Source organism: Staphylococcus equorum (assembly GCF_029024965.1).
In the GTDB taxonomy this organism is placed as follows: Bacteria; Bacillota; Bacilli; order Staphylococcales; family Staphylococcaceae; genus Staphylococcus; species Staphylococcus equorum.
The window spans coordinates 768804-793021 of record NZ_CP118982.1 but is presented as its reverse complement, the minus strand read 5'-3'; the positions used below and the strand labels follow the sequence as shown (position 1 = coordinate 793021).

At 34.0% G+C, this 24218-nt stretch carries 31 protein-coding genes; 6 read left to right on the top strand and 25 right to left on the bottom strand.

Features of this window, described 5'->3' with window-relative positions:
• Window positions 1-15: 15 nt before the first annotated feature.
• From rpsE to rpsJ, 19 genes are all read right to left on the bottom strand, one after another.
• Window positions 16-513, bottom strand: coding sequence for a 30S ribosomal protein S5 (rpsE, locus tag PYW44_RS03655; RefSeq protein WP_002506978.1), 498 nt, complete (start codon window positions 511-513; stop codon window positions 16-18).
• 20 nt (window positions 514-533) lie between these two features.
• Complete coding sequence (gene rplR, locus PYW44_RS03650; protein ID WP_002506977.1) at window positions 534-896, bottom strand: 50S ribosomal protein L18; 363 nt, start codon at window positions 894-896, stop codon at window positions 534-536.
• Between the two features lie 31 nt (window positions 897-927).
• Window positions 928-1464, bottom strand: coding sequence for a 50S ribosomal protein L6 (rplF, locus tag PYW44_RS03645; RefSeq protein WP_002506976.1), 537 nt, complete (start codon window positions 1462-1464; stop codon window positions 928-930).
• A 27-nt stretch (window positions 1465-1491) separates the two neighbouring features.
• Entirely contained in the window at window positions 1492-1890 is a 399-nt protein-coding gene (gene rpsH / locus PYW44_RS03640; protein ID WP_002506975.1) for a 30S ribosomal protein S8, read from the bottom strand.
• Between the two features lie 30 nt (window positions 1891-1920).
• On the bottom strand, window positions 1921-2106 hold the full coding sequence (locus tag PYW44_RS03635) for a type Z 30S ribosomal protein S14 (protein ID WP_002482625.1): 186 nt from the start codon (window positions 2104-2106) through the stop codon (window positions 1921-1923).
• Window positions 2107-2127: 21 nt separating this feature from the next.
• Window positions 2128-2667: a 50S ribosomal protein L5 gene (gene rplE / locus PYW44_RS03630; RefSeq protein WP_115075964.1), complete on the bottom strand. Its 540-nt coding sequence runs from the start codon at window positions 2665-2667 to the stop codon at window positions 2128-2130.
• Window positions 2668-2692: 25 nt separating this feature from the next.
• On the bottom strand, window positions 2693-3010 hold the full coding sequence (gene rplX / locus PYW44_RS03625; protein ID WP_002506973.1) for a 50S ribosomal protein L24: 318 nt from the start codon (window positions 3008-3010) through the stop codon (window positions 2693-2695).
• Window positions 3011-3051: 41 nt separating this feature from the next.
• Window positions 3052-3420, bottom strand: a complete 369-nt coding sequence (rplN, locus tag PYW44_RS03620; protein ID WP_002506972.1) for a 50S ribosomal protein L14 — start codon at window positions 3418-3420, stop codon at window positions 3052-3054.
• A 30-nt stretch (window positions 3421-3450) separates the two neighbouring features.
• The gene (gene rpsQ / locus PYW44_RS03615; protein WP_002506971.1) at window positions 3451-3714 is read right to left on the bottom strand and encodes a 30S ribosomal protein S17; all 264 of its coding nucleotides are present in this window, start codon (window positions 3712-3714) and stop codon (window positions 3451-3453) included.
• Window positions 3715-3740: 26 nt separating this feature from the next.
• Complete coding sequence (gene rpmC, locus PYW44_RS03610) at window positions 3741-3950, bottom strand: 50S ribosomal protein L29 (RefSeq protein WP_002506970.1); 210 nt, start codon at window positions 3948-3950, stop codon at window positions 3741-3743.
• Window positions 3940-4374, bottom strand: a complete 435-nt coding sequence (rplP, locus tag PYW44_RS03605) for a 50S ribosomal protein L16 (protein WP_021338400.1) — start codon at window positions 4372-4374, stop codon at window positions 3940-3942. Before rplP ends, rpmC begins: the two co-directional genes overlap by 11 nt.
• Before the next feature lie 2 nt (window positions 4375-4376).
• Window positions 4377-5033, bottom strand: coding sequence for a 30S ribosomal protein S3 (gene rpsC / locus PYW44_RS03600; protein ID WP_002506968.1), 657 nt, complete (start codon window positions 5031-5033; stop codon window positions 4377-4379).
• Window positions 5034-5056: 23 nt separating this feature from the next.
• The gene (gene rplV, locus PYW44_RS03595; protein WP_002482617.1) at window positions 5057-5410 is read right to left on the bottom strand and encodes a 50S ribosomal protein L22; all 354 of its coding nucleotides are present in this window, start codon (window positions 5408-5410) and stop codon (window positions 5057-5059) included.
• 28 nt (window positions 5411-5438) lie between these two features.
• Window positions 5439-5717, bottom strand: coding sequence for a 30S ribosomal protein S19 (gene rpsS / locus PYW44_RS03590; protein WP_002482616.1), 279 nt, complete (start codon window positions 5715-5717; stop codon window positions 5439-5441).
• 64 nt (window positions 5718-5781) lie between these two features.
• On the bottom strand, window positions 5782-6618 hold the full coding sequence (gene rplB, locus PYW44_RS03585; protein WP_064783527.1) for a 50S ribosomal protein L2: 837 nt from the start codon (window positions 6616-6618) through the stop codon (window positions 5782-5784).
• A 28-nt stretch (window positions 6619-6646) separates the two neighbouring features.
• Window positions 6647-6922 carry a 50S ribosomal protein L23 gene (gene rplW / locus PYW44_RS03580; protein WP_002506966.1) on the bottom strand — a complete coding sequence of 92 codons (276 nt, stop codon included), beginning with the start codon at window positions 6920-6922 and terminating at the stop codon, window positions 6647-6649.
• Complete coding sequence (rplD, locus tag PYW44_RS03575; RefSeq protein ID WP_021338402.1) at window positions 6922-7545, bottom strand: 50S ribosomal protein L4; 624 nt, start codon at window positions 7543-7545, stop codon at window positions 6922-6924. The genes rplW and rplD overlap by 1 nt, the downstream gene beginning before the upstream one ends.
• A gap of 26 nt (window positions 7546-7571) precedes the next feature.
• Window positions 7572-8231 carry a 50S ribosomal protein L3 gene (gene rplC / locus PYW44_RS03570; RefSeq protein ID WP_021338403.1) on the bottom strand — a complete coding sequence of 220 codons (660 nt, stop codon included), beginning with the start codon at window positions 8229-8231 and terminating at the stop codon, window positions 7572-7574.
• Between the two features lie 27 nt (window positions 8232-8258).
• Window positions 8259-8567, bottom strand: a complete 309-nt coding sequence (gene rpsJ, locus PYW44_RS03565) for a 30S ribosomal protein S10 (RefSeq protein ID WP_002482611.1) — start codon at window positions 8565-8567, stop codon at window positions 8259-8261.
• A 359-nt stretch (window positions 8568-8926) separates the two neighbouring features.
• Here rpsJ and PYW44_RS03560 point away from each other — a divergent pair, with 359 nt between their 5' ends.
• Window positions 8927-9313 (top strand): hypothetical protein, encoded by a 387-nt coding sequence (locus PYW44_RS03560; protein WP_002506963.1) that lies wholly within the window; start codon window positions 8927-8929, stop codon window positions 9311-9313.
• 315 nt (window positions 9314-9628) lie between these two features.
• On the opposite strand, the gene PYW44_RS03555 is transcribed toward PYW44_RS03560, so the two are convergent.
• Together PYW44_RS03555 and PYW44_RS03550 are read right to left on the bottom strand one after the other, a co-directional pair.
• Window positions 9629-10963, bottom strand: coding sequence for an NCS2 family permease (locus PYW44_RS03555; RefSeq protein WP_002506962.1), 1335 nt, complete (start codon window positions 10961-10963; stop codon window positions 9629-9631).
• A 110-nt stretch (window positions 10964-11073) separates the two neighbouring features.
• Window positions 11074-13212, bottom strand: a complete 2139-nt coding sequence (locus PYW44_RS03550; protein ID WP_115075963.1) for a DNA topoisomerase III — start codon at window positions 13210-13212, stop codon at window positions 11074-11076.
• 122 nt (window positions 13213-13334) lie between these two features.
• Between PYW44_RS03550 and PYW44_RS03545 the strand changes: the two genes are divergently transcribed.
• From PYW44_RS03545 to PYW44_RS03535, 3 genes are all read left to right on the top strand, one after another.
• Window positions 13335-14204 (top strand): GNAT family N-acetyltransferase, encoded by an 870-nt coding sequence (locus PYW44_RS03545; RefSeq protein WP_107510421.1) that lies wholly within the window; start codon window positions 13335-13337, stop codon window positions 14202-14204.
• Between the two features lie 248 nt (window positions 14205-14452).
• Window positions 14453-15310, top strand: coding sequence for a RhaT/GlcU family sugar-proton symporter (locus PYW44_RS03540; RefSeq protein ID WP_021338405.1), 858 nt, complete (start codon window positions 14453-14455; stop codon window positions 15308-15310).
• A 170-nt stretch (window positions 15311-15480) separates the two neighbouring features.
• On the top strand, window positions 15481-16272 hold the full coding sequence (locus PYW44_RS03535; protein ID WP_115075962.1) for a glucose 1-dehydrogenase: 792 nt from the start codon (window positions 15481-15483) through the stop codon (window positions 16270-16272).
• A gap of 303 nt (window positions 16273-16575) precedes the next feature.
• On the opposite strand, the gene PYW44_RS03530 is transcribed toward PYW44_RS03535, so the two are convergent.
• Window positions 16576-17484 carry an AEC family transporter gene (locus PYW44_RS03530; protein WP_002506957.1) on the bottom strand — a complete coding sequence of 303 codons (909 nt, stop codon included), beginning with the start codon at window positions 17482-17484 and terminating at the stop codon, window positions 16576-16578.
• 149 nt (window positions 17485-17633) lie between these two features.
• Here PYW44_RS03530 and PYW44_RS03525 point away from each other — a divergent pair, with 149 nt between their 5' ends.
• Window positions 17634-17810: an SE1832 family protein gene (locus PYW44_RS03525; RefSeq protein WP_002511448.1), complete on the top strand. Its 177-nt coding sequence runs from the start codon at window positions 17634-17636 to the stop codon at window positions 17808-17810.
• Between the two features lie 64 nt (window positions 17811-17874).
• Window positions 17875-18192, top strand: coding sequence for a membrane stabilizing protein MspA (mspA, locus tag PYW44_RS03520; RefSeq protein ID WP_002506955.1), 318 nt, complete (start codon window positions 17875-17877; stop codon window positions 18190-18192).
• A 224-nt stretch (window positions 18193-18416) separates the two neighbouring features.
• Here mspA and PYW44_RS03515 read toward each other — a convergent pair whose 3' ends face one another.
• The 3 genes from PYW44_RS03515 to PYW44_RS03505 all read right to left on the bottom strand — a co-directional run bounded on the left by PYW44_RS03515 (window position 18417) and on the right by PYW44_RS03505 (window position 24200).
• Window positions 18417-21611: an efflux RND transporter permease subunit gene (locus PYW44_RS03515; RefSeq protein ID WP_107510242.1), complete on the bottom strand. Its 3195-nt coding sequence runs from the start codon at window positions 21609-21611 to the stop codon at window positions 18417-18419.
• Between the two features lie 209 nt (window positions 21612-21820).
• Window positions 21821-23071 (bottom strand): lipid II:glycine glycyltransferase FemX, encoded by a 1251-nt coding sequence (locus PYW44_RS03510; RefSeq protein WP_002506953.1) that lies wholly within the window; start codon window positions 23069-23071, stop codon window positions 21821-21823.
• 367 nt (window positions 23072-23438) lie between these two features.
• Window positions 23439-24200: a VOC family protein gene (locus PYW44_RS03505; protein ID WP_002506952.1), complete on the bottom strand. Its 762-nt coding sequence runs from the start codon at window positions 24198-24200 to the stop codon at window positions 23439-23441.
• Between the last annotated feature and the right edge of the window lie 18 nt (window positions 24201-24218).

The following is a 24218-nucleotide window of genomic DNA, read 5'->3' as shown; positions in this document are numbered from 1 at the left end:
ACTTATTTTCCCTCCTTAATTGTATAATTCTTCTACTGATTTACCGCGTAATTTCGCAACTTCTTCAGCATTTTTAAGGTTTTTTAATCCATTAATTGTTGCACGAACCATGTTGATTGGTGTATTTGATCCTAAAGATTTACTTAAGATATCAGTGATACCAGCTAATTCTAATACCGCACGAACAGGGCCACCTGCAATAACACCAGTACCTGGTGCTGCTGGTTTCATTAAAACATTACCTGAACTGAAACGACCATTAATAATGTGAGGTGTTGTACCTTCAACACGTGGAACAACTACTAAGTCTTTCTTAGCTGCTTCTACTGCTTTTTTGATTGCTTCTGGCACTTCTTGTGCTTTACCAGTACCGAATCCAACGCGACCGTTTTTATCTCCAACCACTACTAAAGCAGTGAAACGGAAACGACGACCACCTTTTACAACTTTAGCAACACGGTTAATTGTAACAACGCGTTCTTCAAATTCTTTCACTTCTTCTCTACGAGCCATGTAAATGTCCCTCCTTCAAATTAAAATTCTAATCCATTTTCACGAGCTGCATCTGCTAAGGCTTTAACACGGCCATGGTATAAATATCCTCCACGGTCAAAAACAATTGTTTTAATACCTTTATCGCTAGCTCTTTTAGCTACAGTTTCGCCGACTTTAGCTGAAAGTTCAACTTTTGAACCTGTTTCATTTGCTAAGTCTTTTTCTTGTGTTGATGCTTGTGCTAATGTTTTGCCATTAACATCATCGATAACTTGTGCGTAAATATGCTTGTTTGAACGATAGATGTTTAAACGTGGTTTTTCAGCTGTGCCTGACAATTTATTACGGACACGAGCATGTCTTTTCAAACGCACTTGGTTTTTATCAATTTTGCTGATCATTTTATTACTCCTTTCTTCTGAAAGTTATTTATTATTTACCAGTTTTACCTTCTTTACGGCGAACGAATTCTCCTTGATAGCGAATTCCTTTACCTTTATACGGTTCTGGTGGTCTTGTTGCACGAATGTTTGAAGCGATAGCGCCAACTGCTTCTTTAGAAATACCAGTTACTGTAACTTTAGTATTTTTTTCAACAGCGAAACTAACACCATTATCAGCTTTAATTTCAACTGGGTGTGAATAGCCAACATTAAGGATTAAGTCTTCACCTTGCATTTGAGCACGGTAACCTACACCTACTAGTTCTAATGTTTTTTGGTATCCTTCTTTAACACCGATGATCATATTATTAATTAAAGTACGAGTTGTACCATGTACTGTTTTATCATCTTTAGAATCAGATGGTCTCACAACTTCTAAAGTACTTTCATCTTGTTTATATGTCATTCTTTCATCCATAGTTTTAAACAATTCACCTTTAGGACCTTTAACAGTTACTGTATTGCCTTCAATAGTTACTGTTACGTCACTAGGGATGTCAATAATTTTTTTACCAACACGACTCATGTTATCGCACCTCCTTGTTATTTATTATTACCAAACGTAACCTAGGATTTCTCCGCCGATATTACGTTTTCTTGCTTCTTTATCAGTGATAACACCTTCTGAAGTAGAAACTAATGCAATGCCAAGACCGTTAAGTACTTTAGGTACTTCGTTAGCTTTAGCATAAACACGTAAACCTGGTTTAGAAATACGTTTTAATCCAGTGATAACACGTTCATTGTTTTGACCATATTTAAGGAATAAACGGATAACCCCTTGTTTATCGTCTTCAACAAATTCTACGTTTTTAATGAAACCTTCACTTTTTAAAATTTCAGCAATTTCTTTTTTAATGTTTGAAGCAGGTAATTCTAATTTATCGTGACGCACCATGTTGGCGTTTCTTACACGAGTTAGCATATCTGCAATTGGATCGTTGATTGTCATTGATTGTTGCCTCCTTTCAGACTTTTTATATTACCAGCTAGCTTTACGAACGCCAGGGATTTGGCCTTTATAAGCTAATTCACGGAAACAAATACGGCATAATTTGAATTTACGATATACGGAATGTGGACGACCACAGCGTTCACAACGAGTATATTCACGTACTTGGAACTTTTGTTTTTTTTGTTGCTTAGCAACCATTGAAGTTTTAGCCACTTAATTAGCCTCCTTTAGAGATTATTTTTGAAATGGCATACCGAATTGTGTTAACAATTCACGAGCTTCCTCGTCAGTGTTAGCAGTTGTTACGATAACGATATCCATTCCTCGTATTTTACTTACTCGGTCATAGTCGATTTCAGGGAAAATTAATTGTTCTTTAATACCTAAAGTGTAGTTACCTCTGCCATCAAATGCAGATTTAGATACACCACGGAAGTCACGTACACGAGGTAGTGATACAGAAATTAATTTATCTAAAAAGTCATACATTCTTTCGCCACGTAAAGTTGTTTTAGCACCAATTGGCATACCTTCACGTAAACGGAATGTTGCAACAGATTTTTTAGCTTTTGTGATTAATGGTTTTTGACCAGTGATAGCTTGTAATTCCTCTAAAGCGTCATCTAATACTTTAGTATTTTGTACAGCGTCACCGACACCCATATTTACTACGATTTTATCAATTTGCGGCACTTCCATTACTGAACTATAGTTAAAATGTTTCACTAAGTTTTGAGTAACTTCAGAGTTGAATTTTTCTTTTAAACGGTTCACAGTGGATCCTCCTTTCAATTAGTTATTAATTATTAGTTTTGATTTCTTCGCCTGATTTTTTAGCGATACGAACTTTTTTGCCATCTTCGAATTTATAACCTACGCGTGTTGGTTCATTCGTTTTAGGATCTAATAATTGTACGTTAGAAACATGGATTGCTGCCTCTGTTTCTAAGATTCCACCTTCAGGATTAAATTGAGTTGGTTTTTGGTGCTTTTTGATTGTATTGACACCTTCCACAACGACACGGTCTTTTTTAGGTTCAGTTGCAACAACTTTACCTTCTTTACCTTTGTCTTTACCTGCGATAACTTTTACGTTGTCACCTTTTTTGATATGCATGTGTGGCACCTCCTTAAATTTATATATTTATAAATGTATTATTAAAGTACTTCTGGAGCTAATGATACAATTTTCATGAAGTTGCCTTCACGTAATTCACGTGCAACAGGTCCAAAGATACGAGTACCGCGTGGGCCTTTATCGTCGCGAATAATGACACATGCATTTTCATCAAATTTGATGTATGAACCATCGTTACGACGTACGCCTGATTTAGTACGTACGATAACAGCTTTAACTACTTCACCTTTTTTGACAACGCCACCTGGTGTAGCATTTTTAACACTTACTACGATAACGTCACCAATATTCGCTGTTTTACGACCAGATCCACCTAATACTTTAATTGTAAGAACTTCACGTGCACCAGAGTTATCTGCTACTTTTAATCGTGTTTCTTGTTGGATCATGAGTTAAACCTCCTTTATCTTCACTATTTATTAAATAATAACTGATTCTTCAACAATTTCTACCAAACGGAAACGTTTAGTTGCTGATAAAGGACGTGTTTCTTGTATTTTAACTGTGTCCCCTAATTTAGCTGAGTTGTTTTCATCATGAGTTTTGTATTTTTTAGAGTATTTTACTCGTTTACCATATAATTTGTGCATTTTGTATGTTTCAACAAGTACAGTTACAGTTTTATCCATTTTATCGGAAACGACTCTACCTACATAAACCTTACGATCATTTCTTTCGCTCACTATAGTAACCTCCTCTTTAAATTAAATTATTGATTAGCTTTACCTTGTTCAATTTCTCTTTCACGAACAACAGTTTTTAGACGTGCAATCGTTTTTCTTACCGTGCGAATACGTGCAGTTTCTTCTAATTGACCTGTTGCTAACTGAAAGCGTAGGTTAAAAAGCTCTTCTTTTGAAGATTTAATTTGTTCTTCGATTTCTGAAGTGGTTAAGTCTCTAATTTCCTTAGCTTTCATTTGTTTCACCACCCAATTCTTCACGTTTTACAAACTTAGTTTTCACTGGAAGTTTGTGACTAGCTAAACGTAATGCTTCGCGCGCAACTTCTTCGTCAACGCCTGCGATTTCAAATAAAATTCTACCTGGTTTTGCTACTGCAATCCAGCCTTCAACCGCACCTTTACCAGCACCCATACGTACTTCTAAAGGTTTTTTAGTGTAAGGTGTATGTGGGAAGATTTTAATCCAAACTTTCCCGCCACGCTTCATGAAACGTGTCATTGCAATACGAGCTGATTCGATTTGACGAGATGTTATCCAAGAAGTTGTAGTTGCTTGTAAACCATACTCACCAAATGTTACATAGTTACCGCCTTTAGAACGACCAGTTGTTTTAGGACGATGTTGGCGACGATATTTTACACGTTTTGGTAGTAACATTATTATTTTCCTCCTTCACTAGTGTTCTTAGTAGCAGGAAGAACTTCTCCACGATAAATCCATACTTTGACACCTAATTTACCGTAAGTAGTGTCAGCTTCTGCATGTGCGTAACTAATGTCGGCACGTAGTGTATGAAGTGGAACAGTTCCTTCTGAATATTGCTCAATACGAGCGATGTCAGCTCCGCCTAAACGACCTGAAACTTGTGTTTTGATACCTTTAGCGCCATTTTTCATAGCTCTAGTAATAGCTTGTTTTTGTACACGACGGAACGATGCACGATTTTCTAATTGTACTGCAATATTTTCAGCAACAAGTTTAGCATCTAAATCAATTTTCTTGATTTCAATAACATTGATATGAACTTTTTTGCTTGTTAATGAGTTCAATTTATTACGTAATTTTTCAATTTCTGAACCGCCTTTACCGATTACCATACCTGGTTTACCAGTATGAATAGCGATGTTGATACGGTTAGCAGCACGCTCAATTTCAACTTGAGAAACTGATGCTTCTTTTAATGCGTTATCAATATACTTACGGATTTTTAAATCTTCGTGTAATAATGATGCGAAGTCTTTTTCTGCATACCATTTAGCTTCCCAATCACGGATGATACCAACACGAAGTCCGATTGGATTAATTTTTTGACCCACAGTGTTCCCTCCTTAAAAGATTATTAAGCTTCTTTAGCTTCTTCTTTACCGTCACTTACGACGATTGTAATGTGGCTTGTACGTTTGTTGATCGCACTTGCACGGCCTTGTGCACGTGGACGGAAACGTTTTAATGTTGGTCCTTCATTAGCATAAGCTTCTTTAACTATTAACTCATCAGTGTTCATGTCATAGTTATGTTCAGCATTTGCTAAAGCGGACATTAATAATTTTTCAACTACTGGTGATGAAGCTTTGTTTTTTAATTTTAAAATCGCTATAGCTTCACCAGCGCTCTTGCCTCTAATTAGATCTAATACTAATCTAACTTTACGAGGTGCGATTCTTATTGTTTTAGCAACCGCTTTTGCTTCCATTCGAATTTCCTCCTCTACTTGTTAGAAGTTATCTTCTAGTTTTTTTGTCATCTGCTGCATGACCTTTAAAAGTACGTGTTGGTGCGAATTCTCCTAATTTATGACCAACCATATCTTCAGTTACGAATACAGGTACGTGTTTACGTCCATCATATACTGCGAATGTATGTCCGATAAAATCAGGGAAAATAGTTGAACGACGTGACCAAGTTTTGATTACTTGTTTTTTCTCGCTTCCGCTTTGAGCCTCAACTTTTTTCTTTAGATGATCGTCAGCAAAAGGTCCTTTTTTAATACTACGAGCCATAGTGGCGCCTCCCTTCTTATTGTGAGCGTGCAGCAATCATGCCGCACACGCAAATAAGTCATTTTTATTTTTTCTTCTTACGTCCACGAACGATAAGTTTGTCTGAAGATTTTTTACCACGACGAGTTTTCTTACCAAGCGTAGGTTTACCCCAAGGTGACATTGGAGATGGCATACCGATAGGTGCACGTCCTTCACCACCACCGTGTGGGTGATCGTTAGGGTTCATTACAGAACCACGAACTGTTGGGCGTTTGCCTTTCCATCTAGAACGTCCTGCTTTACCAACGTTAACAAGTTCATGTTGGATGTTACCAACTTGACCAATAGTAGCACGGCAAGTTGAAAGAATCATACGTACTTCACCAGATCTTAATCTGATTAAAACATATTTACCTTCTTTACCAAGTACTTGTGCACTAGCACCAGCTGAACGAGCGATTTGCCCACCTTTACCAGGTTTCAACTCGATGTTGTGTACTACTGTACCTACTGGGATGTTAATTAATGGTAATGCATTACCTAATTTGATATCTGCATTTTCACCGTTTTCCAATACTTGACCTACTTTAAGGTTTTTTGGAGCGATGATATAGCGTTTTTCACCATCAGCATAAACTAATAATGCAATGTTTGCTGAACGGTTTGGATCATATTGTATTGAATCAACTTTAGCGTTGATGCCGTCTTTATTACGTTTGAAATCAATAACACGGTATTGACGTTTATGTCCTCCACCGCGATGGCGAACTGTCAATTTACCTTGGTTATTTCGTCCCGCTCTTTTCGGTAGCGGTTGTAATAATGATTTTTCTGGAGTTGTTTCAGTGATTTCTGAGAAATCATAACCAGTCATATTACGACGACCATTAGTAATTGGCTTATATTTTTTTAGAGCCATTGTCGTTTACCTCCTTATTGGTAATGTTTTAGTTGAATAGATCGATTGATCCTTCTTTTAATTTTACAATTGCTACGCGTCTTTTGTTTGTATAGCCTTGGTAACGGCCCATACGTTTTTTCTTTGGTTTGTAGTTGATGATGTTTACATTTGCAACTTTTACGTCAAAGATTTCTTCAACAGCGATTTTAACTTGTGTTTTATTAGCACGAGTATCAACGTCGAATGTGTATTTGTCTTCTGCCATAGCGACAGATGATTTTTCAGTGATTACGGGGCGCTTAAGAACGTCTCTTGCTTCCATTATCCTAGCACCTCCTCAACTTTTTTAGCAGCTGATTCTGTAATTACTACACTGTCAGCGCTTGTGATATCTAGAACATTTAAACCTTGAGCTGTAGTAACTTGTACACCAGGAATGTTACGAGCAGATAATGCTACGTTTACATCTTCTGATTCAGTAACTACTAATACTTTTTTAGGTTGTTCTAAATTTGAAAGTACAGCTTTGAACTCTTTAGTTTTTGGAGCTTCTAAGTTTAATGTATCAACAACAGTTAAACCTTTTTCTTGTACTTTATAAGATAATGCTGAGCGTAATGCTAAACGACGCATTTTCTTAGGCATTTTGTATGAGTAGCTTCTTGGTGTTGGTCCGAATACGATACCACCACCACGCCATTGTGGAGCACGGATTGTACCTTGACGCGCACGTCCTGTACCTTTTTGTCTCCATGGTTTAGCTCCGCCGCCTCGTACTGCTGAACGGTTCTTAACAGCGTGTGTACCTTGGCGTAATGAAGCACGTTGTAAATTAATTGCTTCAAAAAGAACACTATTGTTTGGTTCGATTGCAAATACTGCATCGTTTAATTCAACTGAACCTGATTTAGTTCCATCTACTTTTAATACATCATAATTTGCCATTATGCATATCCTCCTTTCATTCTATATTATTTATTACCTTTGATTGATGAAGTGATTTCTAAGAAACCTTTTTTAGGTCCAGGTACATTACCTTTAACTAAAATTACATTGTTTTCAGTATCAACTTGAACTACTTCTAAGTTTTGAACTGTTACTGTGTCTCCACCCATACGTCCAGGCATTTTTTGTCCTTTAAAGACTTTTGAAGCATCTGATGCCATACCTATTGAACCAGGTGATCTATGGAAATGAGAACCATGTGACATTGGACCACGTGCTTGATTATGACGTTTAATGGCACCTTGGAAACCTTTACCTTTAGATACGCCTGTTACATCAATTACGTCTCCAGCTTCAAATGTATTAACTGAGACTTCTTGACCTACTTCGTATTCATCAACATTTACGTTTTTGAATTCACGAATGAAGCGCTTAGGTGCTGTGCCTGCTTTTTTAGCATGGCCTTCAGCTGGTTTGTTAGCATATTTGCTCGTTTTGCTACCTTTTTTATAAGCTCGTTTATCTTCGTAGCCTACTTGTATTGCGTTGTAACCATCAATCTCTTCAGATTTCTTTTGTAATACAACGTTTTGGCTTGCTTCTACTACTGTTACTGGGATTAAATCACCGTTTTCTCCGAAAACTTGTGTCATCCCGATTTTTCTTCCTAAGATTCCTTTGGTCATCGAAAGTCCACCTCCTAAATTTTTCTATTATAATTTGATTTCGATGTCTACGCCAGATGGTAAGTTTAAGCCCATAAGAGCATCAACTGTTTTTGGTGTAGGGTTAACAATATCGATTAAACGTTTATGTGTACGTTGTTCGAACTGTTCACGTGAATCTTTGTACTTATGCACGGCACGAATTACAGTATAAACTGATCTTTCAGTCGGTAACGGAATTGGTCCAGATACATCTGCACCAGAACGTTTTGCTGTTTCAACAATTTTTTCTGCTGATTGATCGATTACGCGGTGATCATAAGCTTTTAATCTGATTCTGATTTTTTGTTTTGCCATAATTTTCCCTCCTTATTCGTCTACATTTAAGTGATAGACTTCTCCACGAAAACTATCTCACACAGCGCCATGGCAAAGCGGCCGGGTGTGTCAGTAACCTTTCGCTTCATCGCGTGTTCTTAAAGTCCAACATTAGATATGTTACATGAAAAGCAGTGATTAATCAAGCTTTTCTGCAAAAGTTTTTATACTTTTTGTCTAACACATACTTTGTTATTGTACTTGAATACGCTAATCACTTCAACCTTTTTTGAAATCTTTTTGAAAATCTTTTTAAATCTCTACAATTGATTATTACTTATTATTATTTAAATCCATTGGTTTGTTTTATAATAGTAGATATTAGGTGGTGATTTGATATGAAAAGCGGTATTCGTACTACGCTTATAATTTTGAGTTTTATACTCCTTATAGGAGAGTTTGTTTATGGTATTCCGTTTCTTGGTGGTAGCATTATTCTTAGTTTTGGTTGGCAACCATTGCTCATTAACGCCCTATTATACCTTGTAACTATGATAATACTTATTGTAGATAAACAAAACTCAATTAAACCAATGATGGTTATTCCATTATTAGGTCTTATCGGTTCATTCATTGCATTTTTACCTTTCATAGGTATGGTTGTGCATTGGATTTTATTCTTTTTAATGCTTTTCTTTATATTCGTACTCTTTTCAACTCCTCTGTATGTAGCTAACAAAAATGCAAAAGTAGTATATACAGAATATAGAGAAACTCATAAGTAATTAGTCTTTCTTTTTAAATTTGTTTTATAAGTTCTGTTAGTTAGGATTAACTATTTTTCATCGAGCGTATATTGTATGAGTCTTTGTTTGGTTAAATCATACCAATCAGGTAAATTCCTTCTTTATGTAAAGCATGAATTTTATTACCTTTTCTAAAATTGCTATTATAATGAAGAAACTTGTTTTTACTTCTTGTATAATATAGATTTGATGTATAATACTACCTACGAATCCTAAACAATTCCAAATTGATTATTTATAAAATATAAAAGCACATTGTTGCGTCACTTTGACGTTCAACAATGTGCTTTTAATTTATCCGTGAACAAACACGAAATAGAGAATAAATAATACCATTAAGCCATACATAATAGGATGTATTTCTTTATGTCTTTTAGAGATTAACATTGTAATTGGATAGAATATAAACCCGCAAGCAATACCTGTCGCAATTGAATATGATAACGGCATCATAATAATTGTAACAAAAGCCGGTACTGCAACTTCAAATTTCTTCCAATCTATTTCTGCAAAGTTTGAAGCCATTAAGACACCAACTACAACTAATGCAGGTGTAGTAACTGCACTCGTCACTACTTCCATAAGTGGACTAAAGAATATCGCTAATAAGAAACAAAAACCTGTTACTACACTTGCAAATCCTGTCCTAGCTCCGACAGCAACACCTGATGTTGATTCAATATATGTAGTCGTTGTTGTGGTACCAAAAATTGAACCTACGATTGTTGCTAATGAATCTGAGAAAAGTGCACGTCCAGCTCTTGGAAGTTTGTTATCTTTCATCATACCAGCTTGACTAGCTACTGCTACTAAAGTTCCTGCTGTGTCAAAGAAATCTATGAATAAGAATGTTAGGATAACAATTAGAAATTGAACAGTAAATAATTGTGATGGATCTTTAAAGGCTTCAAAAGCTGCACCGAAAGTTGGTTCAATACTTGGAACTTGACCTACAATGCCACTCGGCGTATGTATAAGACCAGTAATCATACCAAGAATAGACGTAAGCATCATACCAATAAATATTGCTCCTGGCACTCTAACCGCATAGAGTATAACAGTGATAATAATACCAAATATAGTTAAGAGTACAGGACCCTCAGTAATTTGCCCCAATGTAACTAACGTAGAATCATTGGAAACAATAATACCAGAACTTTGTAACCCTACAAAGGTGATAAATAACCCGATCCCAGCAGAAACTGCCATTTTCATCTGGAAAGGAATTGCGTTTATGATTATTTCCCGTAGCCCCGTCATAGTGAGGACTGCAAATACTAAACCAGAAAATAGTACTCCAGTTAAACCGACTTCCCAAGGAATGCCCATAGTTAATACAACAGTAAATGCAAAGAATGCATTTAAGCCCATACCAGGTGCTAAAGCAATCGGATATCGTGCGATTAGCCCCATAAATAGTGAGCCAACAAAAGCTGCAAGTGCTGTGGCAACGAAAATAGCACCTTGATCCATTTTCATATCGTCAGACACGCCATCAACGCCTGCTAAACTAAGTACTTGAGGGTTAACAGCTAAAATGTATGCCATAGATAAGAAAGTCGTTAGCCCACCAAGTATCTCTTTCTTATAGCTTGTTCCATGTTTATCAAACTTGAAATACTTTTTCACAGTTAGTTCTCCTTTTTTTAAAATACCTTCATATTTTAATATCAAATTAACTATTTTACAATAGCAAACACGAACTTTGTTAAATTATATATTTCGTTTGTTCGATTATTTTAGAATTTAAGGTCTTTTAGCGCGTCTTGGAATGGGTTATTCTCTATACCTTCATCTTTATTCATGTATTTTTTCATATCTTTTTTATTTATTTTATCTGACTTTTTATTTTTATGTCGTTTATCCATTTGAGCCTGACTTTCAGTATGACCACAAACACAGCGATAAACGGCATCCTTCCCTCTTCCAAATAATGTCATTTTTTTATGACAATTAGGACAGCGTGCGTTAGTTTTTCTTTGAACATTCTTTTTCGTTTTACACGTTGGGTCCTGACAAACTAACATTTGTCCATTTTTCGTTTTAACTTTAATCATAAATTTGCCGCAAGTTGGACACTCAGTAGTAGTTAAATTGTCATGCTTATACCTTTGTTCACTTTCCTTAATTTCAGATACAACGTCGTTAGTAAATTGTTTCATCTCTGATATAAACTGTTTCACATCATATTTGCCTTGTTCAATGAGTGAAAGTTTTTCTTCCCATTCTGCTGTCAATAATGGAGAAGTAAGTTTTTTTGGTGCTAATTCTAAAATTTGTTTTCCTTTAGAAGTTACTTTTATTTTGCCATCACGTGCTTCAATCGCATTCATATTAAATAATTTTTCTATGATATCTGCTCTAGTTGCTACAGTACCTATACCACCCGTTTCTTTTAATGTGTCATTATGTTTTTTATCATCTAATGCAAAGAATTTCTGAGGGCTTTCCATCGCTTTGAGTAAAGTTCCTTCATTAAAATACGCTGGAGGTGTTGTTTCATGTTGGTCTATGTTCACGCGAGTGATTTTAAGTGTTGCGCCTTTTTGCATTTGAGTAATTTGTTCATTTGTTTTTTCTTGTGTATCATAGGCTGCTTTAAATCCTAATTTTGTAGTGATTTTATCTTTAAAAGTAAATTTATATCTACCAACACTTAATTCTATAGAAACTGCTTCGTATTCATGAGGTGGCATTAGATTTTCTAAGTATCTTTGAGTAATCATCATGTATATTTTTGATTCTCGTTGGCTTAATTGATTCATATCAGGACGTACTTCTGTTGGTATAATAGCGTGATGATCTGATACTTTACTATTATTTACAAATCTTTGTTTAGCAGAAAATGATTGTGACATTTGTCCTTTTGCAATATCTTTTAAAGTGGTAGCCATAATTGCTTGCAAACGGTCTTTAAGCGTATCTACCATGTCATCAGTTAAATAATTTGAATCTGTACGAGGATACGTCACAAGTTTATGTCTTTCATATAATGCTTGTAGTGTATTTAATGTCTCTTTAGGTCCTAAGTGATAACGTTTATAAGCTTCTTGTTGTAAGTCAGTTAAACTAAACAATTGCTGTGGGTATGATTTTTTATGACTTTTAGTTATTGTTTCAATCGTTGCCACTTGTCCTTCAATTTCCTTCTTGATATCTTCAAAAATTGTTTTATCTGGATGTGATTGAGGTTTAATACACTGAAAATTAAGACCACCTGCATTCAATTTCATCGTGAAATAAGTTTGTGGTTTGAATTGATTAATCTCATTTTGTCTCATTTGTACTAATTGTATTGTAGGAGTTTGCACACGGCCAAGTGACAATTGAGCGTCATATTTAGTTGTCAACGCACGCGTAGCATTGATACCAACAATCCAATCTGCTTCACTACGTGCTAATGCAGCGTGATATAAATTGTCATATTTACGACCATCTTGTAATTTATTAAAACCATCTTTAATTGCTTTATTTGTTACAGAACTAATCCATAAACGTTTAATTGGTTTATGATTATGTGCTTTATCTAATATTAATCGCGCTACTAGTTCTCCCTCTCTACCAGCATCTGTTGCAATGATGATGTCTTTAACATTATTGTTCTTAATTAAAGATTGAACTGTTGAAAATTGTTTTCTTGTCTTACTTATAACAACAGTTTTCATTTTATTTGGTATAATAGGTAAAACATCAAGTTTCCATTCTTTATAATTATTATCATACTGTTCTGGCGTAGCATTCGTTACTAAATGTCCTAACGCCCAAGTGACAATATATTTATTATTTTCAAAGTAGCCATTGCGCTTTTCATTAGCATTCAAAGTATTTGCAATGTCTCTACCTACTGAAGGTTTTTCAGCTATAATTAGTGATTTCATAATTTCGCCCTTTCAATTTCAATATAATATTTATTGTAACATGTATATAGCACATCGAAACTTCCATTTATTTCAAAAAGTTCCTATAATTAACTTAAATAGTTTACAGACGGAGGTATTTTATGAAAACTATCAAATTAAACGACTATGACCAGATAGAGCAATTTATAATTAACGCAGATTATCGCTCAGCTTCTTATTTATACAAATTACCACCAGCACATAAAAACATTACAACTAACATAAAACAACTGATTGAAGATCCAGGCGTCTATGCACAAATAAATGATCAAGACCAAATCATTATGCTAATTTCAGCCTTTCAATATGAACAAAATAAATATAAAGTTCTTGGTCCTTTCGTGAATAAATCAGTTTTACCATCAGTTTCAGCTTTTCAAGACTTATTTGAAACCTTAGCACAAAGCAAATCTGAGTCTACAAGTTTCAACTTTTCTTTTGAAGAAACAGAACAAATTTATTTAGATTTTATGAAAACTATCCAATCTTCTTATAGTTTTACAGATTATTATTTAGTAGCATCACAAGATATTGGTGAAATTGAGCACGCACAAAACATCACTGAATATCAGCCAGCTTACTATCGTTTATTTAGTAAATTGCACGAACACACATTTAAACATGATGTAATGACTGCAGATGAAATTGTTGAATCACTAGATGAGCATCATCGCCTATTTATCTTTATGTCTGAGGGACTACTGAAAGGTTATCTCTACCTTCAAATTTTCGAAAATAGTCATAAGGCAGAAATTAAATATTTTTCTTCACACTCTGATTATAGACTTAAAGGCATAGCATTTGATTTACTATCACACGCTATACACATCGCGTTTACTAATCACGATATAGAAAAAGTTTTTTTCAAAATACGTAGTAAAAACACGACACTCGTTGAACGTTTTAATGAGCTAGGTTTTAATATCAATTATGAATATAAAAAATTTAAATACGTCGCTGCTCATATTTAATTCGTTATACCTTTATAAGCTTAAAATTTGGCATCCAACCAAATTTTAAGCTTATTTTAATTATTCTTATTAAAAATACTCAAAACAGTTACCCATCATATTTCACAATGATGTAAAATAATTTTGTATATAATCTAATATTTTTTACTATATTAATATTTTGCTTTAAAATATCATACAAGGGCAATCTAAGATAGTTATTTTGAAAGGAAAGTATTATTTAAATAGAGAGTGAGTGAAGATAAAGTATGGATATATTAATTGCCCTTTTACCCGCGTTATTTTGGGGAAGTGTTGTTTTAATTAATGTGCTTGTTGGTGGTGGCCCTTATAACCAAATTAGAGGTACTACATTTGGTGCATTAATCATTGGTATTATTTTATTATTAACTGGCAATGCTGAATTTGGTGACCCCACTATTATTATTGTCGGTTTAATTTCAGGTGCTTTTTGGGCACTTGGTCAAGGCTACCAATTGAAATCAATTAGTTTAATTGGTGTGTCTAAAACAATGCCTATCTCTACTGGTTTACAATTAGTAGGTACAACATTATTTAGTGCTGTATTTTTAGGTGAATGGAGTACTGGTACTCAAGTTACACTAGGCCTACTCGCTATGGTATTACTCGTTATTGGTATTGCTATAACGTCTATTAAAGGCAAAAATGAAGCATCAGAAAGCACGAAAAACTTTGGTAAAGCAATGCCTATCTTATTAATTTCTACTGTAGGTTACGTCGTGTATGTAGTTATAGCTCAAATCTTCGGTGTAGATGGAATGAATGCCCTTTTCTTCCAATCTATAGGTATGGCGATTGGTGGCTTAATTCTATCAGCTAAACACGAAACATCAATAAAAAGTACTGTATGGAATTTAATTCCAGGTGTTATTTGGGGGATAGGTAATTTATTTATGTTCTATTCACAACCCAAAGTCGGTGTAGCAACAAGTTTTTCATTATCCCAATTATTAGTCATCGTATCTACACTTGGCGGTATTTTCCTATTAGGTGAGCGTAAAGACAAACGTCAAATGACTGGCATATGGGCTGGTATTGTTCTCATTGTCATTGCTGCCTTTGTACTCGGAAATATTAAAGGTTAACATTAACAATCAAATATCATGTATTACAAATAGATAAACAACATTAAGTTTAAGGCAACGACAATTTTTCATTGCATATTAAATGATTAGTGACTTTCACCTCTAATCATTTAATATTTGTCTTAAACTTTTTGTTTTATACTATTACTATCAAGGAGGCGTCATACATTATGTTTAAAGACTTAGAAGGTAAAGTTGTAGTGATTACAGGTGCTGGTAGCGGTATTGGAAAAGCTATGGCAGAACAGTTTGGTGATGAAAAAGCCAACGTCGTTATAAATTATCGCTCAGAACGCCATTTAGAAGTTGTATCTCAAACTATTAGATTAATTGAAGATGCAGGCGGCAAGGCAATCAAGGTACAAGCTGACATATCAGAAGAAGATGATGTAGAACGTTTAATTCAATCTGCTGTAGATCAATTTGGTACACTCGATATCTTAATTAATAACGCTGGATTTGAAAAACCGATTTCTACACATGAAATGCCTTTAGAAGAATGGCAAAAAGTAATTGACGTCAATTTGACTGGTGCATTTATAGGCTCAAAAACAGCTATAAACCAATTTTTAAAAGAAGATAAAAAAGGTGTAATTATCAACACGTCAAGTGTTCATGATAAAATTCCATGGCCAAACTATGTAAACTACGCAGCAAGTAAAGGCGGATTAAAATTAATGATGGAAACAATGTCGATGGAATATGCACAATATGGTATTCGTATTAATAATATTTCACCGGGAGCTATCGTTACTGAACACACGAAAGAAAAATTCTCTGATCCAACAACACGTGAAGAAACATTAGAAATGATCCCATCTAAAATCATTGGCGAAGCTAGTCAAGTTGCTAACGTCGCAAGATTTTTAGCTTCTGACTTAGCGGATTATATTCATGGCACAACAATATATGTCGATGGTGGTATGACAAATTATCCTGCATTTATGGGTGGTAAAGGTTAAACTAACATTTAATCTAGTGAGCAATCATTAGCGCCAGCAAAAAGCACACTTGTAAATAACAAGCGTGCCCTAGGTGAGACTGAGACAAAATACATGTCTCAGTCTCAATTATTATATTGGCAGTGGATGACTGAATTGAAAATGTACTTATATCAAGCTTTTAAACAACTACTACTTCGTTTATGAAGACAAGTAGTTCTTATACATGAACTTTAGCTTTTGCATTGCATTTTCTAGTCAGCCTTGTGGGACTCGGCTCATACGCTGAAATATTTTCAGAAAAATGAGATTCCTCCCCTTCACTTATACAAATAAAGCTTGGTAAATGTATAATATAATTATACTAATAACAATCGTTAAATTGGTGACCATACCTACCAGTGGTAATGTCTTATATTTAAATTGAATTGCATAAGGTATGATGGCTACACCTACGGGTAATAACCATGCAACCTGTAGTGTAGTTTTTACCATTTGATCATCAACTGGTAAAAAGAAATATACGAGTAAGCCAGCGATAACACCTAGACCATAATGTAATAAAATGTACTTCATCGCAATTGGTAAAAAGCGTTTATCTATACTAAAATTCAACATTAACCCTATCAAGATCATCGATAATGGCATATTAGCCCCTGATAGTACAGAGAAGAAATCAATTACTGGATCTGGAAAATGAATATTTAGCATATTTAAAATAAACATGATGATATATGTCATTAACGGTACTGATTTAAGAAGATTTTTCGCTAAATATTTAAAGTCAAAACTATCACCTGAACTACTAAAATAGCTTCCTACAAAGTAAGTAACCCCAAACATAATAATTGCGCCACCAATATCTACCATACCAAAATAAATCATACCAGTATTTGGCCATATGGCTTCTACTAGTGGATATGCAAATAAGCCTATATTGAGTGAAGCCATCATCATACCAGTTGTCCCTCGTATTTGATTATCATATTTCATAAAGAACCATACCATGATTAATTTTGTTAAAACACCATATAAAATCATCAGTATAGGTAAGACAGAAAGAGATAAATCTAAATCTGCTTCGTTTAAATTAACTATCACGAGCGAAGGCAATGTGACATTTAGAACTAATGTTGCAAAGACTTGGCTGTCGTTTGCCTTAAAGTAATTAATTCTTTTAAGTGCATAACCTAATGCAATAAGTAAAATAATTATGATAAATTGTTGGGTCACAATAAACCTTCTTTCGTTACATCTTTTCGTTTTCATTCCATTTTCATACTTTAACATATAACTCGGTTATTTTAGAAGCTTTCAATTTCATGTTATAATTTAAACTAAAATAGTGTGGTTAGTGCCGCATACAAAAGGAGTGTGTAAAAATGGATTTAAAAGAAAAATTAGCTGAACTAAAATATGATTATGTGAGACTACAAGGTGACCTTGAAAAAAGAGAGTCCGTCAATCAACAAGTTGACCCATTATTACGACAACTTGAAGACATAGAAAAAGAAATTGCATCTGTTCGTTCAGAAATTAGTCAAAAAGAACGTAAATAACATCCTAGTAAATCAATTTTTTACGTGCTAAGATTAAGTGCATACATAGAAAGGATGTAATTCAATGCAACTGTACCTTATCTTTTTACCAATATTATATCTTATAGTAAGCTACATCAGTGTATTTAAAATGCCAACAATCATTACACGCATTTTACGTATTATTATGGCCTTGCTCTTATTATTTGTTGTAGCAATTACAACATTATCCTTCCCTGCAGTAAACTGGTGGGTGTTCATCGTACTATTACTTATCATTGGCAATGTAGAAATTACAGCATTTAAAAACGGTAAAAAAGATTCTAAAGCCGTTCAAATCTTAAATATAATTACAATTTTACTATTTGTGGTATACGCTATTTTAGTATTAGTATTATATTAATTATTTAAATATTGAGTATTGAAGTAGTTGCCTATTTCAATACTCTTTTTTTTGCGTAGTGCATTATTTTCAGTTAACTGACAAGATAAGCTCTAAGAAAACAAATGATTTATTCTGTATCTTTTCTATATAATGACAAATAAAACTGCTTACACATATAATACTGTGTAAGCAGTTTTTCTGTAGGCATTTATTAATACATCCTAATATGAGTTACCTATTTTTTACTTTTTCTTGTTACGTTTATTTATAATTTTATCTTTCAAACTAAATAGTATTTCGTAAATAACAGGTACTACAATTAGCGTTAATAATGTAGAAGAAATTAACCCACCTATAACTGTCGCTGCCATACCTTTTGAAATAATAATTGAGCTGTCTTCACCAAACAACATTGGTAATAGTGCACCAATTGTAGCTATAGCTGTCATAAGAATTGGTCTAATACGCGTACCACCAGCTTCTAATAATGCGTCTTTCATTTCCAGACCTTGTTTTTCTTTATTAATAACTCTATCTACTAGCACAATCGCGTTTGTGACTACGATACCAATCAGCATAAGCATGCCTATCATACTTGGTACTGATATTGTTTCGCCAGTTAAGACAAGTGCGATTACTACACCTATTACAGTATATGGAAGAGAGAATAGAATTGTAAATGGTGCAAGCGCACCTTTAAACGTAAGAACAAGCACTAAATAAACAATTATTATTGCTGCTATCATTGCTAGCACCAATTGAGAAATAGCTTTGCTTATATCTTCATTAGCCCCTCCTACTTTAGTTTCTACGTTATTTGGTTTATCTATATCGTTCACTTTAGATATTACTTTTTGAGCCATACCACCGACATCATCGTTTGTTACTTTTGTAGAAACTGTTGCAGTGTAATCACCCGCTTCTGTTTCTATTTTATTAGGTGTGGATGATTTTTCTAAATCGGCAATCTCGCTTAACTCAATAGATTGACCAGTTGGTGTTTGTACTTCTGTGCTTTCTAATTTTTCTTCTGTCCAGTTTTTATCTTTGTCTTCTTTAACTTTTACATCTATGGATTTACCTTTTTCTTTAACAGTCGTAACCGTTTGTTCAGGTGTATTTTGATTTAATGTCATTGCTAATTGCGAAGCTGACAAACCATAGCTTGAAGCTTTATTTTGATCGACTTTGATATTATATTGCTCATAAGTTTGTGATAAGTCTGACTTAACATTAGCTAATCCTTTAATATCTTTCATTTCGTCTTCAACTTTTTTTACGGTTCCTTCTATCGAATCTAATGATGGACCTGTAACTGCAATTTCTAATGCTTTGTTGTCTGTGCCAGTACCCATATCTTGATTACCCCAATCACCAGGGTGTTTATATTTTTCAATATGACTGAGCACTTTATCTGGTTCTTCGTCAAAATTTGGTGTGTTAGAATCATATTCCACCATTATCGCCATGCTGTTTGAACTTCCAGTAGGGTCAGTTGGCGTCGCACCACCAACTGAATATTGAACAGTATTTACTTTATCTTTTTTATTTAAATATTTCTGTACTTCTTCCGCATGATTCAAAACGCCTTCTTCAGTTTCACCAGGTTCTGGTGTATATGTAAGTGTCATATACTTATCTTCACCTGTGGAAATGAAACTTGTACCAAGTTTAGCAGCACCTAGCCCTATACTTGCTATCAAAATGATTGTACTAATAATAATAACAATCCATTTATGGTTTAATGACCAATTTAATACTTTTTTGTAATTACTACCTATCAAACCTAGTTTCTTTTCTTTATGTTGTTTGATTCCTTTTTTAAAGAACGTTGCACTTAATGCTGGAACAATTGTTACAGAAACAAGAAGTGACGCTAATAAACTAAAAGCAATTGCAAGTGCAAATGGTCTAAACATTTGCCCTACTGAACCTGTTACAAAGACTAGTGGCAAGAATACAATAATTGTCACTATAGTAGATGATAAAATTGGTTTGAATACTTCACTTGTAGCACTTATAACTAATTTATCTCCGCTTAATTGCTCTTCCTTATCTGATAATCGTCGGTATATATTTTCTACTACTACGATAGAGTCATCAATCACACGTCCTATAGCAACGGTTAATGCGCCTAAAGTAAGAATATTTAATGAAACATCTGATAATTTCAATGCCACCATCGCTATTAAGATAGACATTGGTATGGATAAAATTGAAATTGCAGTCGTTCTTATGTTTCTTAAGAATAACAAGATTACGATAATCGCCACCATTGTACCTAAAGCTGCTTTTTCAATCATAGTGTAAAGAGAATCTTGTATAGGTTTCGCTGTATCCATGACTTTAGTTGAAGTGACATCAGGATTTTCTTTAACAAATTTATCAATTTCATTTTTAGTATCTTTGGCTACTTTTACAGTGTTAGCATCTTGTGATTTAGTAACCTGTACATTCACCGCATCTTTACCATTTGTTTTGGAAATAGACTCACGTACATCGCCTACAGAGACATCAGCAATATCATCTAATTTTACTGATGGTACGCTTGCTCCACCTGAGCTACTACTTGCTCCAGCACCTTGCATTGCTGAACCTTGCGAAGAAGCTCCCGAACCATCTTGACTTTGTGCTGCGCCTTGTTGAGTTGAACCACTTGCACTTTGTCCTTGAGTGCTAGAGCCAGCACCTGCAGTTAGTGGGATTTCTAAATCTTTCAATGCATCTACCGATGTGAATTGACCATCGATAACAACAGATTTTTCTGTCTTATCAAATTGGAATAATCCGAGTGGCGTTTCACTTGTAGCACTCTTTAGAAATTGTTGAACACTTTCTGCACTTAAACCACTTTCTTGTAATTTATCTTGATCAAACTTCACAGATACTTCTCGTGACGTTTGACCGTTAAGTTGTGCAGTTTGTATGCCTTCAATTGTTTCTAAACGTGGGATCAGTTCGTTGTTAATTTTATTTGTCGTATCTTTGAGGTTATCTTCCTTATTACTAAATGAATAAGCTACGATAGGAAATGCATCCATTGAACTTCTTGTCAGTTCCGGTTCCTCAACCTCTTCATCAAATTTAATCTTATCGATTTCTTTCTGCAAATCATTTTCCGCTTTATCCATATCTGCAGTTTCTTCATATTCTACAGATACCATTGAAGCATTTTGTATAGATTGAGCGCTTACGCTTTTAACATCAGACATAGACCTAACTTGACTATCTATTTTATCGCTAATGTCTTCCTTTACTGTTTCTGGGGTTGCACCCGGTAATGCTGTTTGTATTGTAATTATAGGTGGTTCGGCATCTGGTAATAGTTCGAGTTTCATTTTAGAACTCGAGTATATGCCAGCTAATATAACTAACAAGACCATTAAGAAGATTGCAAATTTATTTCCTAATGAAAACTGTAATAATTTTTTTATCATGCGCTTAATCTCCTCTCGTACTTTCATTTCGTTATATCTAATTTACCATAAGTCTCTAACTTACAATATCATACATGCTAATAATTTTATAAAATATTTCGATTTTTTAAATTTATTTAGTATTTAAAAAATGCACAGTATAAAGTTTTATAAAATCTAAATCAAAACTTTATACTGTGCATTTTTATGTTTAACTATTTTATTACATTTTACTTACTTCTAAGTTTACGAGATATTCTAATTTTTGCCTTAGTAAGCTTCGGTTTTACATTTTCAATTAATTGATACAGTGGTTTGTTTAATACATAATCAAACTCACCTATTTTTTCACTTAAATATGTGCCCCAAACTTTTTTGAATGTCCATAAGCCATAGTGATCGGAGTCTTTATCGGGATCATTATCAGTACCACCAAAATCATAAGTTGTTGCGCCGTGTTCCCTAGCATATTGCATCATAGCAAACTGCATATGATGGTTTGGTAGAAAATCACGATATTCATTTGAAGAGGCACCATATAGATAATATGATTTGTTACCTGCGAACATTAACAACGCGCCTGACAAATAAATACCTTCAGGGTGCGATAGTTCTAATTTTTCCATATCCTCAATTAATTCTTGGGTTTTAACGATTTTATTATTTACATCGTTGATTTTATTTAGTGTTTTTTTATCTTGTTTTTTTTCAGCTAATTTAACTTTTTCTTGCTCAAGCTGTGATAAGTCTTCTCTTAAATCTTCGAGTACTGGTTTAGGCTCTAATTTAACTAAGAATAATTCTGCATCGCCATCTGGATTCATAGCATCGTATATATTTTGGAAATAACTAATATCACGTGTTAAAAAGCCATCACGTTCACCTGTAATTTGCATTAAGTTAGCAAATGTTTTTAAGCCTTCTCTATTAGAACGCTCAACAGTCGTACCACGTTTTAAAGCTAATCTGACTTTTGAACGATTACGTCTTTCAAAACTTTGTATAAGTTCTTCATCCGACTTTTCAATTGGTGTTATCATTGTCATTCTTGGTTGTATATAATCTTTAGATAAACCTTCTTTGAAACCTTTGTGTTTAAATCCTAGTGATCTTAGGTTTGTTAATGCGTCAGCACCTTTGTCTACTTCAACATCTGGATCAATTTTAATAGCGTACGCTTTTTCTTCTTTTGCAATTTGCATTGCGTACTCTAAAAGCGTTTCTAATGCGAGTTTATTACTGTAATCTGTAACAAAACCTCTAGAAATATAGCATAACGTATATGGTAACTTAGGTACCTTTTTGAATAATAGTTGAGCAACGCCTTTTACTTCGCCCTCTTCTCCAACTGCGATACGTTTTGAATACCATCCAGTTAGTGTTTTTGTTTCTGCCCATTTTGTTAATTGTAATAAATCACCCTGTGGATGCGACTTAACAAATGCATCATGCGCTTGATTTGTGATATTCATCTTTTCCATACAACTGATGTCTCCTTTACCAATTCAATACTTTGATATTATACATTGCTTCGCTCATAATTTCACATATAAACAATTCATTTGTTATACTATATTAAAAGAAAAAACGAGGTGTTTTCATGCGTATTTTTATTATTGGATTATTACTGATTATTAATTTAATCTTTGTAGTTCAAGCTTTTATCGAACCACTGTCAATATCATACTTAAGCTTAAGAGTAATTTTAGCAGCGTTGTCTTTTGTTATATGTGTTTACTTATTATTATTACGCACACATAAAGTCGCCACGTATTTAACTATTTTAACACTTATTATTTCATTGATACACATTTTCATTATTGCACATAGCGCATACCTTTATATTTATTAATCTGCCTCGAACTGATAGCTTGCTCCTCGAATAATTAAAGTATACGATGATGAAGTTTTATCGTCTCTTAATGTGACTGATTTATACCCTGAATGTTCACCATCATAAATGTGGTAAACGACATCATCATTTTTTAATTTTAATGCAGTATATGTTTTAGTTTCACTTATTTTTTCCATATCAAACCAATATTCCCATTTTTTTACAGTATGCTCTCGTTCTGTGCTGTGTATATTAATTGTTCTAATCGTAAATTCTTTTTGTTGCAACGGTTCTAATTTTGCATTTCTCACTTCTTCAGCTTCACTCCACTGTATAAAAAATGGTGGTTTTACTCTATAGTCTGGATCTGCAATATAAAGCAATTTCCAAGATGTTTTATCACCTTTCACATTTTCCCTATGCATATCTATGGGACCAATGACCTCTATATTTCTCGTTTCCAAATCTTTTTTCAATTGATGAATATCTTGCGTACGAAATGCCAGTGTTTTTATACCTTGACTATAATTATCTTGTACTATTTTAGAAGGAAACGATACACGTCCTTCATCTGTTTTTATCATTTTTAATAATACGTCGGGTTTATACACGTCTAACAACTCTATATATGCATTATTCAAATAGGCTAATCTGTTATAAGTTCCCAACCTTTCATGGTGGCCACCTTGATGTAATTTAAACAAATGCCCCGGATATTTAAAGTTATCTAATTGATGAATATAATGAATCATATGATCTAATTTTAAATACTGCATTAGGTATCTCCCTTATTT